Source organism: Mycobacterium sp. 3-98, from assembly GCF_035918355.1.
Lineage (GTDB): Bacteria > Actinomycetota > Actinomycetes > Mycobacteriales > Mycobacteriaceae > Mycobacterium > Mycobacterium intracellulare.
The window spans coordinates 5,268,598-5,282,127 of record NZ_CP142360.1; the positions used below are offsets into that span (position 1 = coordinate 5,268,598).

Genomic DNA, 13,530 nt, shown 5'->3' on the forward strand with positions numbered 1-13,530 from the left:
CCACCTTCGTGTTCGCTTGTCCGGAAAGTCCCGTTACGGGCGGCGATCCATGATCTGTTCGACGGCTTGGATAAGCGGGGCACCGTCGGACGGCCTGGTTGCGCTGCGCCAGGCGACATACCCGTCGGGACGCACGAGGACCGCCCCGTCGTGGCCGATCTGGTAGTGATCGAAGAATGTGTCGTTGTGATCGGCCAAGCCCGGATCGCCGATCGCGTAGCTGACGATGGGCACCCCGAGCTGTCGCGCCGCATCAGCAGCGGCCTTTCGCCAAATCTCGCCGTCCGGGCCGGTAAGCACGGTGAAGCCGGCGCCGAATAGGTCGAGTGTCGATATCGGGTCACGTTCATTGCCCAGCCATATATGTGGCGCGCGGCAGCCCGGTGTCGCGCAGGGCGCGTAGTCGCTGTAGTCGTCGTCGACGTCAGGAGGTGTTGTGCCGTCGTCGACGACGGCGGCCGAGCGATACACGGTGCCGAACTCGACGCCGAAATGATTGCCGAAGTGTCGGCTCTCCCGCTCGGCTTCCTCGGCACTGAGGTCACTGCTCGCCGGATAGTAGTAAGCCGCGGCAAGCCGCGCGAGATTGCGGTGATTCTCCAAACACTGTGTGATCGTGGTGATTGCGGGTGGGCGACGCTCATCCTCATAGGTTTTGAGCAACGACCACCCGGCCAGACCGCGGATGCATAAGGCCAACTTCCACATGGCGTTGTGCATGTTTTGCAGCCCCGTATTGACTCCAAGGCCTCCGGTGGGCGGAAACTGGTGGGCGGCATCGCCACACAACACCACGCGACCCTGGACCCAACGATCGGCGACCGAGGCGTTCATCTGCCAGAGCCCAACACCTTTCACCTCGACCTCGAGTTCCGGCACGCCGACCGCACCGCGGACCCACTGCCTTACTCGCTCGGCGTCCCAGAGCTCGCGCACCCACTGGTCAGGCGACACGCCGATCTGGCACAGCCAGCGGCCATGCGCGTCCAGCGGTTGCAGCAGGCCGGCGGCATCGGGGTTGGCGACAAAAAACACCACGCCCCGGCGTTCGCCGACATGGTGTTCGATATCGCTACGGAAGTAGCAGTTGACGAAATGATGGAGGCCTTGTTCGCCGTTCAAGGCGATACCAAGTTGCGTGCGTACCGTGCTGTCGACACCATCGGCGGCAACCAGCGCTTCCCCGGCGAGCGTGTAGGTGTCGCCCGTCGCGTTGACTCGGACCGCTACGGCAGCTTCGGAGTCGTGGTCGCTTGACCCGGACAGCACGTCGGTGACCTGGTGACCGAAGCGAAGATCGACGATTCCCGTGGCATCCGCGGCGTCACGCAGAATGGCTTCGGTCAGATCCTGCGACGACATGATCGGCAGCGCAGGGCTAATCGTCGGCCCGGGACCTTCGAAACCGCGCGTCTCGATCTGACCCACCTCCTGGCCGACAATCGTGTCCAGATACCTCATCGGGCTCTTCCAGCCCGGCGGAGTATCGATGCCGCGCAGCCGTTGATACACCGCACTTCCCCACCCTCGGGCGATCTCCATCGTCCGCGCGTTTAGATTGCGGGCCTTCGGATGCCAAGACGTCGAATCATGCCGCTCTATCACAACACTGGGAACATGGAAGCGGGCGAGCTCCAGGGCAGCAGACAGCCCGACTGGGCCGCCTCCGACGATGATCACCGGTTTGTGCGACACGGTTGAGTTCACCTCGTTGTCCGAATTTATCAGCGGTCTAGGTGTTGGCGGGGGTGGTGGTGCCTACGCCGCGGCGGCGGGTGACGACGAGGTCGTGGCGGTCGACTGGCAGGGTGGATTCCTCGACGCCCTCGATTACGAACCCGGCGTCGCTGATCATCGCGCGATCAGCTTCGCCGGGCTGTCCTTGGCTGGTGAGGTAGTCACCGAGGAACATCGAATTGGCTAGGTGTAGTGCCAGCGGTTGCAGTGTGCGCAAATGTATTTCGCGTCCGCCGGCGATGCGGACCTCGACGTCGGGGAAAGCGAATCGGAACATCGCCAGGATGCGCAGGCAGCGTTGCGGGGTCAGTTCCCAATGCCCACCCAGGGGAGTGCCCTCGAACGGGATGAGGAAGTTCACCGGCACCGAATCGGGCTGGAGTTCACGCAAAGCCAGTGCGACATCGACGATGTCGTCGTCGGATTCGCCCATCCCGAAGATGGCCCCCGAGCAGGGCGACATCCCGGCGGTTTTGGCGTCACCCACGGTGGCGGCCCGGTCGTTGAAGGTATGGGTTGAGCAGATACGCGCGTAGTTCTTAGCGCTGGTGTTCAGGTTGTGGTTATACGCGTCGGCGCCGGCCTCATGCAGCCGCTCGGCTTGCCCGTGTTTTAGCAGCCCTAGGCAGACGCACACCTCCACTGCTGGGGCAGAGTTCTTGATCACAGCGATCGCGTCGGTGACGCGCTCGATATCACGATCCGCCGGCCCACGGCCGGCGGCAACCAGGCAGATACGTTTGGCGCCGGCATCAATCGCGCATTGCGCATGGCGGGCGATCTCCTCGGTGTTGATCCAGGAGTACTTGAGGATCTCAGCACTCGATCCGAGCCGCTGCGAGCAATAACCGCAATCCTCCGGGCACATCCCGGATTTCATGTTCACCAGGTAGTTGAGCTTGACCCGCCTGCCGAAAAACTTGCGCCGCACCCGCGCGGCCGCGGCGATCACCTCCAGCAGGTCATCATCACTGCTGGCCAACACGGCCAGCAAGTCGTCACGATCCGCACATCGTCGCTGCAACGCTGTGGCCGTCATCGCTGACAATCGCTGCTCAAACCCCGTATTCGTCACGGCTGGGTCGTGCACAGGCCTCTCCTAGTTGGTCGTCGATCAACGCGGTAGGCCGGCGGTCGTGCGGGATGTCGAACCCAAAACGAGCTGGGTGACCACCCCCGAACGCAAAGGCCTGCTGCCGGCCTGTCAAGCCCATGACAAGCGACCGTACACCAAACTTAAGAAAAGTAAGAGTATCGTAAGGTAACACTAAGGGTGCGGCGCGACCGGTGGTTACCTCGTCTGTACATTGAGTCATGACATACGAGAGCATCAGCGACACGCGTAAATGAATGCCGACCCCATGGTCGCAAGCACGTGCTTACACCGATTTTGCGTTCGTGTCTTACAGATAAGCGGACTGCTGGACACCGTATGGACGCAAAGAAGGCGAAGGCCGCTCGATCAAATAGCAAAGAACCCGGGTCGGCCGCTGGGGTCGAATACCGGGTTCTTCTGAAACCTCAACCAGAACATCCACCTGGGATGCAACTCTGGCCTTTGTGTAGGGGAGTCTACACCACCGCCGTGTCCACCAGCAACGCCGTGGTTGACTGCCTGGATGACGGTGCCGTACGGGCCTTGGGTCGAGAGCTGGCTGAGTTCCGAACGGTTCGCAACCTACTTGCGGATGGCGGGCCACGACAGGTCGCGCGCCTTGGCGTTGTACGAATGGAGCGCCAGCCTGAACGCCGCCCTGCTGCACGATTTTGCCCATCTAGAGGTCGGACTGCGAAATATGTACGACACCGCTCTAATGGGGGCGGTCGCAGTCGGCGACACCCATTGGCTCGACAGCTCTTCGGCCGATCATCTATTCCCCCGAAGTGTGGCCGGCAACGCACGAACGCATCGCGACATCGCCACTGCGCGTGACAATGCTGGCGGAAATGCGGCGTCGCCGGGCAAGGTGATTGCCGAGCTAATGTTCGGTTTCTGGGTCTTCCTAACGTCACGTCGGCACGAACCTCTCGTTTGGCTGCCGCACTTGGCACACGCTTACCCGAGCGGAACCCACCGCGTGCAACTGCACAACGGTTTGAGCGACCTATTGAAGGCCCGCAATCGGGTTGCTCATCATGAGCCGGCAACCGCTCGTTCGGGGCGCGAGATAATCCGCCGAATCCGCGGGCACGCCAGATACATATCGCCGGAGCTTGCCCAACACATCGATGCGACGAGCACCGTCGAAACGATCATTCGTAACCGGCCGTAGCCGACTGAAGCACCAAGGCACGTTGACCCTGGAAAAGCACGGCAGGTGATGCGACGATTTGGCGCGTGGACGAGAAGCGGTATCAGGTGTTCGTAAGCTCCACCTACAAGGACCTCACCGAAGAACGCGCGGCTGTGATTCAAGCAATCTTAAGCCTCGAACACTTCCCTGCTGGCATGGAGTTGTTCCCAGCCGCTAACGACGATCAGTGGACGCTCATAAAGCAGGTCATTGACCAGAGCGACTACTACGTCGTTGTTGTCGGAGGTCGCTACGGCTCCGTAAGCGCTGAGGGGATCAGCTACACCGAGATGGAATACGACTATGCCGTCGAGACCGGCACCCCGATTCTGGGTTTCGTCCATGGTGAGCCCGACAAGATCGAATCGGGCAAGACGGAGTCAACGCAGAAGGCGCGCAGAAAGTTGGCGGAGTTCCGCGCGAAGGTCGAGACACGAATGGTCAAGCACTTCACAAGCCCAGATCAGCTTGGCGGGCAGGTCATCACTAGTCTCAACCGCGAGATAAAGAAGAGCCCGCGTACCGGGTGGGTTCGTGGCGATAAGGCTATGACGGTTGAAACCGAGCGTGAAATCCTCGACCTACGAGAACGTTTGGCGGAGTCCGAGAAGGAACGTGAGAGCGCACAGAAAGCGCTGATAGAAAATACGTCTGACTTGGCGCAGGGCAGCGACGAAGTGACCATTCCGTTGCTGGTTACCGGATACGGAGACAATTACCAAGATAAGAAGCGTGCGGAGTTGCACGCTACCACCACCTGGGACGCAATCTTCAGCGACATCGGCCCGGTCATGATTGACGAAGCGACGGACAGAGTCGTGCGGGATCGGTTAAGAGATCATCTTGTCGCTTCAACCATTCCGAAACAAGAGGTTAAGGAAGTGCAGGGATGGAAGTCACGGGATATCAAAATTTTCAATGACGACTGGGACCAAGTTCAGGTACAGTTCCGCGCCCTAGGGCTGATCGATAAGGGGCAACGAAAGCGTACGGCATCGGATACGCATAAGTACCTGGCACTGACCGAGAAAGGCGACCGGCACCTAGCGTTTCTACGAGCGATCAGGCGCGAGTTCGAGGATACCGAATAATCCATTTCTTAAGCGATCGACAGACGAAACCTCGGGGTAGCTCATCGGCTCCCTGCCTCATGAGAGGCCGACTGCGGTTCACTTAACCAATCATATGCCAGCAGTCAGCACGTAGGATCTACGCTCCAGCGGTTAATTAAATCTGAAACCAAACAATCCGCCATCACTAGTGCTGTCGGTCAACGACACTTTGACAGTGTGTTCGGATGAATCAAATCCGCCTTCTTCCTCGACTGAAGCTAAAACGTCGGAGTTGAGGCTGACAATATATTGGAATCCTTTTTCAGACGCAAGACGTGCGCCGATTTTAAGGCATGAAGCAATTTGTCGGTGGTCCACAGCATCGAATAGGTGGCTATCGTGAACCAGTATTGGTTGGGCTCGACCAGCATCCACAGCCGTTACCACGCAGACCATATCTAGCAGGAACGTCTCGACGCCTCTAATACCATCGCTAGCATCTCCTGCTATCTCGGGTTCTATGTGAAGGACCCCCTTGTTCGTCGACGAAATGAGCAGCTTTGCCTCGCGATCCGAGTACACTTCCGATCCGAGTTCATTAAACAGGGAGATAGGTTTTTCGAGTGCTTCTGAGTTTTCCTCAATTTCGCTGCGCACAGCCGCCGCTGCTTCGGCGGTACGCATTCGAACCCTCGTGTCGATATTGTTGATCGACACGGCAGATGACAATCTACGATCAAGGTCGGCAACTTCCGCTTCCAGCTCGACCAACGACTGCTGTGCGTCCAAAAACGTATCGAGCGCAACGGTCTCCTTCAGAAGCCGCATTATCGAGGCGCGTCGGTCGTCCATTTCCGACCGTTCCACGGTGATTGCCTCTAGTCTTTCGGCCGCCGACTGTCTTTCTTGCAGAAGATGCGTACGTCGATTTCTGACTACCGACCTGTGGAACTCCGCGACCTCCTCGAAGCGCCTTGGCACCGATTCGGGAAGTATGACTCCCACTTCTGCGTACAGTCTGGCTACTCGTTCTGCCAACCCCTCGTCCTCCGCCTCGCCTGTCTCGCCCTCCAGCGCTGCTTCGAGCTCTGTCATCCGTCTTTCGAGCAGCAGCCCCTCGTCATTTAGCCTCTGAATGCGAGCTGTAATGCCGTCGGCGGCCCGCTGGTGTTCCGCATACTGCTGGTCAACCTTGAAATTGTCTAGATCGCTCCGAATGCGATCCCGGTAGCGGCGTGCTGCCGCCAACTTGGATCGAAGATCGGCTTCGTTTAACTCGATATGTTGCAGTGCGCCTTCTCGGATGGCGTTGCGAATTGCCCTGCGTTGCTTCTCAAGCTGGCTTACCTCGCCCGCTTGCGCGAGAACAATAGGATCAAGACCCATAAAAAACCCGAGACGCGTGCCCGTCTCCCAATCAGTATCCGTCAGGTAACTCTTGACTGGATTGCCGAATGTGGTTCTGGCGAGCTGGCCCCACAGCTGTCCGATTGTAGGACGCTGCGCTTCTTCCGGTAAACCGAACAGTGCGGTCGACTGCCATCCCCTCCACTCTTCGACCTGGACATCACCTTGGATCTCCGACGGTCCGTCTATTGCGACCTTGGTTGTCGGTGATACTGGTCGGCTGACTTCGACGTCGACCCTGATTTGGTTATCACGACGATCAAAGCTAAATACTCCGGTGAAGACGTGGTCATTGAGCTCTTCGGCCCTTAACTCGTCCGGAAGATTCCCCCCCAATAAATAACGCAATATTCGAATGAAACTCGATTTTCCCGTTCCGTTTCGGCTATCACCCTGGGTAGATTCGGTCGTCCTATCTGCGACAATCAGGTTAAGTCCGTCGTGAAACTCGATCGTTTTGAACCGTGGATCATTCGCACGAACCTCATGTAAAAACATGATGCCTACGCAGAGTCCCGTTATCGTCAATTTCCAAAGCATTCATCGCATACAGAGCGGTGATGGCCAGCGAAAACCAATCGAAGGTAACCGTTGCCGGCTCGACTTGCCCGTTTGTTGCGCGTGAGTTCCTTAATGATTCCCATACGGCAGATAAGCCCATCGGCCGCTCGACCGTTTCCAGAATTTCAGCACCTAGGGTTATTAAGCAGCGGTCGGCCGCGATTCCCTTGGTTGGCAGCAGCATGTCAGGAGCCCTCCGTCCAACCAGGGGGCGGCTCGTCGAAGATATCGCACGAATCAAAGAAGTACGCGCTGATGGCGTAAACAGAGTTGGCGCGTTTGCTGTCATGACGGAAATCGGATCCGCCGATCGACGTGTAGATACGTTCAAGGATTTCGGTTGCATCTGTCGTCGCCAATTTATGGTTTTCGTAGATTGCCCGAAAGTTCCTGGCCTGATGATCGCGGAGATCAGGGTTCGACTGCTCAGCAAACCACTTGTCGATCCGAGGCGACATGAGACGGCCCTCGTTGAACTCAATCTGCGACGCCGGCGCCAGCCGGTTGAAATTCATTTTTTCTACAGAAACCGTGTTGATCGACTCATTCGCTTCTCTATAATCGCTATCTTGACCAAGCTCGTCCAAAAGTGGAATTAGATCGGCAAGATCAATATTTTCAGCGCGCGGCACACCCGGGAATATCTCATTTAAGTGGGATGGCGCAAGGTTTGACACAACTTCCGTCCAAACTCGATCACATCCCCAAATCATCGCTTCGATCGGACGGGGGGTAGACGGTCCGTGGGCTTGCTGAATCTCAGTAAGAGCCTTCGCGGCCACCGGACCTGGTGATGCGTTGGTCACGAAGCGCCAGGATACGAAGGTGTCCCAACTCGCCAGACCTCGAGCGAAATCCCCCTGGATCTTGGCAGCGAGCTTCCGTTCGGCATCCTGCTGAGCGCGCGAGCCATAGCACGCGTACAGAATCGTGCCACTTTCAGCCAGACCGTCGGATCCGGCATCTCCCAGCCTGCCCGCCGGGGTCGGGTTTATGAAGTCCGGATGAAACCGCGCCAGGATGTCCGTGATGTGATCCTCATAGGCGGAACCCGTCAGGAGAGCGCACCTGCGGTCGTGCTGCGCGCGATACCAATCGCGCCATGCTGGATCTGCAAGCATCTTCAGGCCCGTCGCGCCACCAGCTGGTCTATCTGCCCAGTTACTGACAACGTGGTCAACCTTACCGCTCCGCCATAGATACGAGCATCCTTCCGCACCGCCATGCCTTCATGTTTCCACCACGCACTGACTTCTTGGGGTCACCTTGAATCGGTCGAGCCTACTCGATCCGATGCGAGACAGTTCGCCGCCGTGGGGGGATCGAACCATCGCGCCGTGGCTACTGGCTGTTAACAGTCCCGCACCCTGCTACTCGCCAAGAATCGGCTCAAGCCGAGCCCTCCTGAATCGCGTCTCACCAGCTTGTCAGCACACAGACCACCGCAGCACCAGCGCGGGCGACGGTACCGAAGGCGTGTGGCTTCGTGCGACGGGGCGCACCGCGTGGGATGGAACCGTGATGAAGCCCCGAGCCAATGTCACGAGAGATTGACTCCGTCGTGCGCACGCGAGCGTGGCTCTAGGTCGAATGCGTCCAGCACGCGCACGGCGAAGGCAGGGTTCATCGCCGACTGAACTTCTTCCCTTGTCATCCAACGAACTTCGCGCGCTTCGGCTGTCGGGTGCGTCATCCCGTCGGCCGGATGGCAGCGATAGACGAGAGCGACAATCCCGTGAGAGAGGTTCTTGTAAACGCCAGTCAGACGTTCCACCGTGACCTCTAGGCCAGTTTCTTCGAGGACTTCGCGCCGGACGCCGTCCTCGAAGGATTCGTGGAGTTCTAGTACGCCACCTGGGGCTTCCCAGTGGCCGTTGTCGTCTCGGCGGATCACGAGAACCCGACCATCATCCCGAACGACGATGCCGGCGACACTGACCGAGTGCTTTGGCGTGTTTCCCATCGTTGGTCTCCATGTTCGATGCCGGCGACGTGACACGGGGTTGACTGCCTTCCTAGACTAGTCGTCTAGACATGTAAGGGAAGGCCAGCGAGTGCTGCAACTTGGACAGATCGACCGAGCGGACGACAAGCCGCCATATCGGCAGATCGCGAGCATGTTGCGAGAAGCGATCATTCACAACCAGCTACCCCGCGGGGAACGACTGCCGTCCGAGGCGGAATTGATCGAGCATTTCGGCGTGGCCCGCATGACTGTGAGACAAGCGATGCATGAGCTTCGTTCCGAGGGACTGGTCATTTCGCAACATGGCCGCGGAGTGTTCGTCCGGCCGACGGCGCCGATTCACAGACTGGCGTCAGATCGATTCGCGCGAAAGCACCGCGCGGAAGGCAAGGCGGCGTTCACCGTGGAAGCTGAAAAATCCGGTTACTCGCCGCAAGTCGACAATATCGTCGTGAATCGACAGAAGCCGAATTCCTCTGTAGCTGAGCGACTTAGAGTCTCGGCCAATGATGACGTTGTCGTGCGATCGAGGCGGTACCTAGCGAATGGCCGGCCAGTTGAGACGGCGGTCTCCTTCATCCCGGCCGCTTTCGCTGAAGGCACGAAGATCGGGCAGGTCGACACGGGCCCCGGTGGCATCTACGCCCGCTTGGAAGAGAACGGCCACGTCCTCAGCCGATTTACCGAGGAAGTCACAGCTCGGATGCCCACGCCCGAGGAACGACGACAGTTGGAACTTGAACTCGGCTTCCCGGTACTGACGGTCCTGCGAACCGCCTATGACGCGAACGATGTGGCGGTTGAGGTCTGCGACACGGTGAAGGTCGCCTCGGCCTACCTGCTCGAATACGAGTTTCCGGCCCGCTGAGCCCAAAGTCGTCGACGAATCGCCCGCTGGCCGTTGCGCTCCTCTAGACGACTATGTAACCTCAACTTGTCTAGAGCAGTTCTCCCGAAAGGTCCACAATGTCTGTTCCGAAGTGGCTAAAGGTGTCTCACCAGCAGGTTTTCCCGCATCGAGCGTTCCTGGTGTCCGACGTTACGGCGGTGATCGATTACGAGCGGTCAACGAAGGACAACAAGGTTCAGGCAACTGATCGAGACTCGGGCGCTCCGTTGTGGCAGGTCGAAGTCCTCGACGGTGACCCGGCAGCTAGCAAGCGAGCCCGAACTCTGACCGTCAAGTTCGCAACACCCAAGCAGCCTGTGTGCCCACCGAATACTGCCGGAATGCCCTTCACGCCAGTCATTTTCGACGAGCTGTGCATATTGCCGTACGTCGACCGTTCGAGCGAATCCGGCCGCATCGCATGGTCGTTTCGGGCATCGGGCATGACTGCCGACACCGGCAAAGCGGCGTCCACGGCGACAGACCGGGCATCAGCATGAGCCCGTACGACCCCGTAGCACCTAGCGATCCATATTCGATTCCAGATCCCGACGCGGGGATGGACCTCCTGGACCTCACCCACCTACTGGCGGTCGGCGCCACGTGGCTCATCGCGATGACCGGCGTGGTCGCGCTTTCGCTCGTCGTTTGGAGACTGCGCTCGCCCGCCACGTTTGGGCGTCACGTTGCAACACCTGCGCGCCAGGCCCGATGGCTGCTATGGGCGTTGATCTCCTGGCCGCGAGTTGCCAAGGCCTGCGGGTTGTCCACTTCGGAGCGCGTCACCCGCGCGGATTCACAGGGCAGGAGCAAGACGAGGACCGTCTGGACTCATCCTCGCCTCCTCGGGGTGAGCATGGCCGGCGATTGCCTGCGAGTGAGCATCCGCACACGGACCGGCCAGACGGTGAATGACCTGGAGAATTCGGTGCCCGCAATCCGTGACGCCGTCGGGGCACATTCCGCCCGCTCGACGGTCGTCGCGCCCGGCACGGTCCGGATGGAATTCGTTATGCGGCAACAGCTATCGACCGTTCGAACTGCTAGCCAGCCCATCACTTCCGCGGCGGAGGCCGTTGAGATCGGCCGGCGCGAGAACGGGTTGGCCTGGATTCTCCGCGTCGCTGGCTTGCACACCCTGACCGTCGGGTGCTCAGGGGCGGGAAAGGGTTCCATTTTCTGGGGCATCGCAGGCGGATTAGCTCCGGCCGTGAGGTCAGGGACGGTACGGCTTTTCGCGGTAGACCTCAAGTACGGGATCGAAGTGTCAATCGGCTCCGCGCTATTCACCAAAGTCGCGACGACCGAGGCCGAGGCCGCCAGGCTGCTGACCAAGTTAGAGGAACTACTGGAGAGCCGCGGACGCAGGATGGCCGGCCGAGCGCGTTCGCACGTACCCAGCACCGTCGAGCCGCTCGTGGTTCTGCTCATCGATGAATTGGCCAGCCTGACGGCCTACATGACAGACGCCGTCATCAAGAAGCAAGTTGCGGCCTCGCTTTCACGCATTCTGACAAAAGGCAGAGCCGTCGGAATCGTCGTCGCTGCCTTCATGCAGGACCCACGCAAGGAGATCCTGCCCATGCGGGGACTATTCACCCAAACCGTTGCACTACGGGTGCGTTCACGTGACGAGGTCGCGATGGTTCTGAGCGATGGCCTCGCCGATGCCGCGCCCGCACACCGCATCGACCCCAATGAACCTGGGACCGGATACGTCATCGACGAAGACGGGTCAACGGTGCGGGTCCGGGCCAACTACTGGCCGGATTCTTTAATCCGTTCAGTTGCAAACGAATACGGGTTGGCTACTCAAAGCTACCAAGGTCCGGCGGAGAACTGAGGACATCAGCATGGCAACTCTCGGCATCAGCACCACGGCCCCCGTTACCGCAACCTTCCCGGAGCTGCTGACAGCAGAGCGGGTGGCCGAACTCCTCGGTGTCTCGGCCGCGACCGTGAGCCGGTGGGGCGCGATGCGCGAACACGGCGAAGAAGTCGGACCGCCGTGCTACACGCTATCGGACCGGGTAAGACGTTGGGACGCAGCGGAAGTCCGCGCGTGGCTCCGCCAGGTGCGCCGCTAAGTGGCCGGATCGGGACCGCGCGGCATCCGCAAGAGGACCAACACTGCCGGCCAGCCGCGCTATCAAGTGCGCTACCTCGTGCGGGACCCAGATTCACCCTCGGGATGGGTGGAAACATCATCGACGTTCGCCAGCCTGCGCGAAGCACGGGCCTTCAAAGCTGAGCGCGACGGCGAAGCGGCGATCGGTGCCAGGCGCTTCGACCCCCGGCTCGGTCGTGCGAGCCTTTCCGGCATCTGGACCCAATACAGCGCGTCGAAACGCCCGGCCGTGTCACCCAAGACCTGGAGCGGCTACACCCAGCATTGGGAACTCCGCATCAGCCCACGCTTCAGCCATGTCCCACTCGACGAGATCACCCGCAAAGACATCCAGCAATTCATCGATACCCTCACCGTCGGGCCGTGGGCGAAACTCGCCACCCTTCGACTCCTGAGGTCGATCCTCGAAATGGCCCGCGAGGACGGCCGCATCCACAGCAACCCGGCGCAAGGCGTATCGGCGGGCCGGATTCCCGCCCGAGAACGTCACCGCTATCTCACCGCGACAGAAGTAGCCGCCCTAGCAGCGGCGTGCGGCGACCAGGGGGACGTCGTCACCATCCTGGCCTTCACCGGACTGCGTTGGTCCGAACTCGTCGGCCTACGCGTCGGCGATATCGACCTTGTGGCGCGCCGGCTCTACGTCCGCCAGGCCGCGCCAGAAGTGGAAGGCCGGATCATCGTCGGACCGCCGAAAACTCGCGCCGCAGTGCGAACCGTCCCACTCCCCCAAAACGTGATCGACGCACTCACGCCACGAATTGCCAGCCGCGGGCCAGGGGAACAAGCGGTCACCTCGCCGAACGGTGGCTTCCTCAGATCAAACAACTGGCGCCGCCACGTGCATTGGTCTCGTGCTCTGCAGACAACACAACTGGCGCCCTTAACGATTCACGACCTACGCCACACCTACGCCAGCCTGGCCCGGGCTTCCGGCGCCGACCTCCGCTACGTGCAGAAAACCATGGGGCACTCCACGCCAACCGTCACCGCGAATATCTATAGCGACCTCTACTCCGATGAACTCGACCACGTCGCCGCAAACCTTGACCGGCTCAATAGCTCCGTTGCGAACCAGGCGAACGGACAAGAACCGGACACACCAGAACATCCATAGAGTGCTGTCACCGCGTCCGCGCACGTCAGAGATGGTGGCCAGGGGCGGGATCGAACCGCCGACCTTCCGCTTTTCAGGCGGACGCTCGTACCGACTGAGCTACCTGGCCGGAAGGCACCGAGTGCCTCGCCGCGCTGGCGACCCTGACGGGACTCGAACCCGCGACCTCCGCCGTGACAGGGCGGCGCGCTAACCAACTGCGCCACAGGGCCTTGCTGCTGCTCCGCGTCACCGCGTCGCGTACCCCCAACGGGATTCGAACCCGTGCTACCGCCGTGAAAGGGCGGCGTCCTAGGCCACTAGACGATGGGGGCCAGAACCGAATCACTCCGGGGTACTCGCAACGTGGTTTCGTTGGGAGCCACGTCAGCTTAGGTCA

13 protein-coding genes and 3 tRNA genes are annotated in these 13,530 nt (G+C 60.1%); 7 read left to right on the forward strand and 9 right to left on the reverse strand.

What is annotated here, in order from left to right; genetic code table 11:
* Positions 1-33: 33 nt before the first annotated feature.
* Together QGN30_RS24665 and bioB are read right to left on the reverse strand one after the other, a co-directional pair.
* Complete coding sequence (locus tag QGN30_RS24665) at positions 34-1,695, reverse strand: FAD-dependent monooxygenase (protein WP_248923397.1); 1,662 nt, start codon at positions 1,693-1,695, stop codon at positions 34-36.
* 37 nt (positions 1,696-1,732) lie between these two features.
* On the reverse strand, positions 1,733-2,827 hold the full coding sequence (bioB, locus tag QGN30_RS24670; protein WP_248923396.1) for a biotin synthase BioB: 1,095 nt from the start codon (positions 2,825-2,827) through the stop codon (positions 1,733-1,735).
* A gap of 529 nt (positions 2,828-3,356) precedes the next feature.
* Here bioB and QGN30_RS24675 point away from each other — a divergent pair.
* A complete protein-coding gene (locus QGN30_RS24675) occupies positions 3,357-4,010 on the forward strand; it encodes a CAAX protease (RefSeq protein ID WP_248923395.1) in 654 nt (217 codons plus the stop codon).
* A 65-nt stretch (positions 4,011-4,075) separates the two neighbouring features.
* Positions 4,076-5,122, forward strand: a complete 1,047-nt coding sequence (locus QGN30_RS24680) for a DUF4062 domain-containing protein (protein ID WP_067784808.1) — start codon at positions 4,076-4,078, stop codon at positions 5,120-5,122.
* Between the two features lie 132 nt (positions 5,123-5,254).
* Here QGN30_RS24680 and QGN30_RS24685 read toward each other — a convergent pair whose 3' ends face one another.
* The 4 genes from QGN30_RS24685 to QGN30_RS24700 all read right to left on the reverse strand — a co-directional run bounded on the left by QGN30_RS24685 (position 5,255) and on the right by QGN30_RS24700 (position 9,014).
* Complete coding sequence (locus QGN30_RS24685; RefSeq protein WP_082971063.1) at positions 5,255-6,988, reverse strand: ABC-three component system protein; 1,734 nt, start codon at positions 6,986-6,988, stop codon at positions 5,255-5,257.
* On the reverse strand, positions 6,975-7,235 hold the full coding sequence (locus tag QGN30_RS24690; protein WP_248923394.1) for an ABC-three component system middle component 6: 261 nt from the start codon (positions 7,233-7,235) through the stop codon (positions 6,975-6,977). The genes QGN30_RS24685 and QGN30_RS24690 overlap by 14 nt, the downstream gene beginning before the upstream one ends.
* 1 nt (position 7,236) lies before the next feature.
* Positions 7,237-8,172 (reverse strand): ABC-three component system protein, encoded by a 936-nt coding sequence (locus QGN30_RS24695; RefSeq protein ID WP_248923393.1) that lies wholly within the window; start codon positions 8,170-8,172, stop codon positions 7,237-7,239.
* A gap of 419 nt (positions 8,173-8,591) precedes the next feature.
* A complete protein-coding gene (locus QGN30_RS24700; RefSeq protein WP_248923392.1) occupies positions 8,592-9,014 on the reverse strand; it encodes an NUDIX hydrolase in 423 nt (140 codons plus the stop codon).
* 91 nt (positions 9,015-9,105) lie between these two features.
* Here QGN30_RS24700 and QGN30_RS24705 point away from each other — a divergent pair, with 91 nt between their 5' ends.
* From QGN30_RS24705 to QGN30_RS24725, 5 genes are all read left to right on the forward strand, one after another.
* Positions 9,106-9,885 (forward strand): GntR family transcriptional regulator, encoded by a 780-nt coding sequence (locus QGN30_RS24705; RefSeq protein WP_248923391.1) that lies wholly within the window; start codon positions 9,106-9,108, stop codon positions 9,883-9,885.
* Positions 9,886-9,983: 98 nt separating this feature from the next.
* A complete protein-coding gene (locus QGN30_RS24710) occupies positions 9,984-10,406 on the forward strand; it encodes a plasmid replication, integration and excision activator (protein WP_248923390.1) in 423 nt (140 codons plus the stop codon).
* Entirely contained in the window at positions 10,403-11,749 is a 1,347-nt protein-coding gene (locus tag QGN30_RS24715; RefSeq protein WP_248923389.1) for an FtsK/SpoIIIE domain-containing protein, read from the forward strand. Before QGN30_RS24710 ends, QGN30_RS24715 begins: the two co-directional genes overlap by 4 nt.
* Positions 11,750-11,759: 10 nt before the next feature.
* Positions 11,760-11,993 (forward strand): helix-turn-helix transcriptional regulator, encoded by a 234-nt coding sequence (locus QGN30_RS24720; protein ID WP_248923388.1) that lies wholly within the window; start codon positions 11,760-11,762, stop codon positions 11,991-11,993.
* Positions 11,994-13,151: a site-specific integrase gene (locus tag QGN30_RS24725; RefSeq protein ID WP_248923387.1), complete on the forward strand. Its 1,158-nt coding sequence runs from the start codon at positions 11,994-11,996 to the stop codon at positions 13,149-13,151.
* A 32-nt stretch (positions 13,152-13,183) separates the two neighbouring features.
* Here the strand turns inward: QGN30_RS24725 and QGN30_RS24730 are convergent.
* From QGN30_RS24730 to QGN30_RS24740, 3 genes are all read right to left on the reverse strand, one after another.
* A tRNA-Phe gene (locus QGN30_RS24730) sits at positions 13,184-13,260 on the reverse strand.
* 26 nt (positions 13,261-13,286) lie between these two features.
* A tRNA-Asp gene (locus QGN30_RS24735) sits at positions 13,287-13,363 on the reverse strand.
* Positions 13,364-13,392: 29 nt separating this feature from the next.
* Positions 13,393-13,465: transfer RNA gene (locus QGN30_RS24740), tRNA-Glu, on the reverse strand.
* Positions 13,466-13,530: the final 65 nt, after the last annotated feature.

Coding starts and splice junctions, on each gene's coding strand:
- QGN30_RS24675 (WP_248923395.1), top strand. CDS start 3,357: ATGACGGTGCCGTACGGGCCTTGGGTCGAGAGCTGGCTGAGTTCCGAA.
- QGN30_RS24685 (WP_082971063.1), bottom strand. CDS start 6,988: ATGTTTTTACATGAGGTTCGTGCGAATGATCCACGGTTCAAAACGATC.
- QGN30_RS24690 (WP_248923394.1), bottom strand. CDS start 7,235: ATGCTGCTGCCAACCAAGGGAATCGCGGCCGACCGCTGCTTAATAACC.
- QGN30_RS24695 (WP_248923393.1), bottom strand. CDS start 8,172: ATGCTTGCAGATCCAGCATGGCGCGATTGGTATCGCGCGCAGCACGAC.
- QGN30_RS24700 (WP_248923392.1), bottom strand. CDS start 9,014: ATGGGAAACACGCCAAAGCACTCGGTCAGTGTCGCCGGCATCGTCGTT.
- QGN30_RS24710 (WP_248923390.1), top strand. CDS start 9,984: ATGTCTGTTCCGAAGTGGCTAAAGGTGTCTCACCAGCAGGTTTTCCCG.
- QGN30_RS24715 (WP_248923389.1), top strand. CDS start 10,403: ATGAGCCCGTACGACCCCGTAGCACCTAGCGATCCATATTCGATTCCA.
- QGN30_RS24720 (WP_248923388.1), top strand. CDS start 11,760: ATGGCAACTCTCGGCATCAGCACCACGGCCCCCGTTACCGCAACCTTC.